At 68.0% G+C, this 3055-nt stretch carries 4 protein-coding genes and 1 pseudogene; 3 read left to right on the forward strand and 2 right to left on the reverse strand.

Features of this window, described 5'->3' with window-relative positions:
* Positions 1-302, forward strand: a pseudogene (locus STRTUCAR8_RS29980) (hypothetical protein); the annotation flags it as partial.
* On the opposite strand, the gene STRTUCAR8_RS29985 reads toward STRTUCAR8_RS29980, so the two are convergent.
* A complete protein-coding gene (locus tag STRTUCAR8_RS29985; protein ID WP_006379880.1) occupies positions 286-519 on the reverse strand; it encodes a DUF397 domain-containing protein in 234 nt (77 codons plus the stop codon). The pseudogene STRTUCAR8_RS29980 and the gene STRTUCAR8_RS29985 sit on opposite strands and share 17 nt — an antisense overlap.
* Positions 516-1382, reverse strand: coding sequence for a helix-turn-helix domain-containing protein (locus STRTUCAR8_RS29990; RefSeq protein WP_044473148.1), 867 nt, complete (start codon positions 1380-1382; stop codon positions 516-518). The genes STRTUCAR8_RS29985 and STRTUCAR8_RS29990 overlap by 4 nt, the downstream gene beginning before the upstream one ends.
* A 556-nt stretch (positions 1383-1938) precedes the next feature.
* Between STRTUCAR8_RS29990 and STRTUCAR8_RS29995 the strand changes: the two genes are divergently transcribed.
* Both STRTUCAR8_RS29995 and STRTUCAR8_RS30000 read left to right on the forward strand, forming a co-directional pair.
* The gene (locus STRTUCAR8_RS29995) at positions 1939-2406 is read left to right on the forward strand and encodes a hypothetical protein (RefSeq protein WP_158697479.1); all 468 of its coding nucleotides are present in this window, start codon (positions 1939-1941) and stop codon (positions 2404-2406) included.
* Positions 2406-3011, forward strand: a complete 606-nt coding sequence (locus STRTUCAR8_RS30000; protein WP_006379883.1) for a hypothetical protein — start codon at positions 2406-2408, stop codon at positions 3009-3011. The genes STRTUCAR8_RS29995 and STRTUCAR8_RS30000 overlap by 1 nt, the downstream gene beginning before the upstream one ends.
* The last annotated feature ends 44 nt before the right edge of the window (positions 3012-3055 follow it).

Genomic DNA, 3055 nt, shown 5'->3' on the forward strand with positions numbered 1-3055 from the left:
CAGATCGACCCGCTGTCGGTGGCCGCCTGACCGGCAGGGGGCGGATGTCGCCGCGCGCCCGGTCGCTGCTGACGGCGTGGGCCTCGTTCGACGACCCGATGACGGTCCTGCTGACGCTGTATCTGGCGGGGTACGCCTATACGGCGGCGGGGCACGAGGGCACCCCCGAGATCAGCCGGGGCGCGGGCGGCGACTACGCGACCGGGCTCCTCTTCAACGCCGTACTCCTGGCCGCCGTGGTGCTGTTGTGGTGGGCCGGGCGGCCATGGGGGGGACCTTCGTGTGTCAGTTCTGGATGTTGAACTCGCCCTTGTTGGCGCCGTCGAGGAAGCAAGTCCAGACGTGTGCGGATACGACGAAGGGCGGGTTGCTGAGGTCCTCGTTGTCACGTAGGGCAACACGGCCGTCAGGCATGAAGGCCACTTCGAGGCACCCGCCGCTGCCGGAGGACGCCGAGGCCTTGAACCAGTCGAGGTCCGGCAGATCATCCGGCGAGAGGTGTCCGGTGCTGATGGTCATTGTTGTTTCTCCTTCACAGCGTCCTGGAGCCGCGCCGTGGTCTCGTCAGGATCGAGCGCCTTGGCCTTGCGCAGGTCGAACGACGTTGTGAAGCGCCGCACGTCGGGCTTCTTCTCCAGGTAGAGGTTTCCGGCGGGGGAGTCCACATAGACGAGCGGCTCGTTCTCCTCGAACTCCAGGATGGAGAACGCCCCGCCGAGGCCGGGATGAGCCCCCTTGGCGATGGGGACCATTTGCAAGGTCACGTTCGGCAGACCCGCCACTTCAATCAGGTGGCTGATCTGCTCGTGCATGATCCCTGGACCCCCAACAGGCCGACTGATCACTTGCTCGTCGAGGATCGCCCACAGTTCGAGCGGCTCTCGGTCCTCGGCCGACAGGAGTTCCTGCCGCTTCGTACGCACTGACACCAGGTCTTCGATGTCGTTCGGCCGGTTGCCCGGGTGCGCAGCCAGGACAGCGCGAGCGTAGTCGGGAGTCTGCAACAGGCCGTGGATCAGGACGGGTTCCCATGCCCGCTCGGCGCGGGCGTCGGTCTCCAGTCCGAGGAGTACCTCCAGGCCGCTTGGCAGTGCTTCCCGGTACGAGTCCCACCATCCGGGCTGCTCCGAGTCGGTCAGCATGCTGAGGAGCCCCTGCACCTGGCGCTCGTCGGCGACGCCGTACAGCTCGCAGAGCTTCACGATCTCCTCGGCCCTGGGGGTGACGCGCCCTCTGCCAGTCTCCATGCGGCTGATGCGGGTCTCGGAGCACTGGAGGTGCTGTGCCACTTCTGCGGCCAGGAGCCCCCGGGTTTTGCGCAGGCGCCGCAGTTCCGCGCCAAGCTGTCGCCGGTTGACTGTAGGTGTCTTTGGCTGGGCCACGCGCCGTCGCCCCCTTCCCCTTCGCTTGCTCCGCGCTTGCGCACTTGCCTGCGAACAGTCTGCCGCACTGTCCCCGCGAGCTGCACACATAGCAGGTCCCCTCTCGTTGAATGCCCCGCACGCATGTTCGTCACTTGCCAAGAATTTGCTGCGCACTTGCGCAGACAGTGCGCACGGCGCCACTGTAGGGGCTGTTGGATACGTCAGGTAGCGGCCCGATCGCTGTATGTCGATCTTCGGTCGCGAGGTTGATCGGGAGCTTCATGTCACCGTTTGCGCAGGCCGCAGGCCAGCACTCGATGGTGTCCGCGCCCGCGTCCGTAGACATTCGTGCAGCCGTCCTTGATCCGCTACGGATGACGGCCCAGCAGACCCGCCAGATCCACGGCGAGTGCTGTGCCCGCTGCCCGAGGACCGATGGCTTGAGTCCGGGTGGCATGGCCTACATGGCCAGCGGTACGGACGGCGGCCGACTCGGGTTCCCGGTGTCTGTCTGTCCGGGCCACAGGGATACGGGGGGCACGTGGTGACGCCCCTCAGCGGTTGGAAGGCTGGCGTGGAGCCCTGGCAGCCGGGCACGGCGCCAGGGCCGTGCCTGCGCGCGGCCTGGAGTGTGGGCCGCGCCGGAGTCGTACGGATCGTGGGCTTGGATGTGCTGCGGATCAGCCGGCTGATCGACGCCGACGTCCTGACTCTCCTGCGCGAGCGCGGGATCGTTCGTGGCCCGGTCCTGCTCAATGGGCGTCGCAGGTGTGTCGAGATCCTCGTACGGCCCGGCACCGCATCGTCCTGGCCCGAGATGCCCTGGACAAGGTGCGTGGACGCGGCGGTGATGCTGTGCCCGGCGCCCTCGATGACCAGCGCCAGCGGCCTGCACGTAGACGGGCGGGTGTGGATCACCCCGCCTGGCCCCGCCCCGACCGTGACTGACGCAAACGCCTTGGCGGAGGCCGTGGCAACGGCCCTGGCTCGGCGCGTTCACCTGGCCAGTGCCCGGGGCCATGCCGATCAGAGGAGGTACTAGTGAGTCACCCCGCCAGCGGCCCGCCGGAACTCGCCGAGTCCGTGGTCTGGCGCGAGCTGGAGCCCGTGCCGCCGTACGGCCAGGGCCTTGCCCCCAGAGTCTGCGAACAGATCCGCCGTCCCCCAACAGCCCAAGCAGGGGCCCAGGACATGACCGAGACCACGACGAGGAACCACATGGATGACCAGACCCGCCAGTCGACCGAAGGGCACGAGAACCTGCCCGCCGTCCCCGGAGGCCAGCCGGGGACGGCCGTCGAGCAGGGCCGGACGTCGGCGCCCCCGTTCGCGGGTGACTTGGTACGGACGATCCAGGAGGCCAGCTCTGCGCTACGGGTCGTTTCCACACTCAACCCGTCCAGTGACATCACGGTGAGCGCGCACACCGCGCTTGTGTGCGCGGGCGATACAGCGGCTGCCGCGCTACAAGCAGCCGCCGACCTGGCCAAGGAAGCCCCCACGCTGGAGATCCAGGCCCTGAACTGGGCCAAGGTGCCCGGACCGGTCGAAGGCACGTGGGAGTGGCACGTCATTCTGACGGTGAGCGCCCGCGACCCGGAGACCGGCGAGTACGGCGGCAGCACGCACCATGGTCGGTGGTCATGATGCTGGACACCTTCGTCTTATCGCCCGCCGCTCAGTCCAGCTAC

This window comes from Streptomyces turgidiscabies Car8 (genome assembly GCF_000331005.1).
GTDB classification, from domain to species: domain Bacteria; phylum Actinomycetota; class Actinomycetes; order Streptomycetales; family Streptomycetaceae; genus Streptomyces; species Streptomyces turgidiscabies.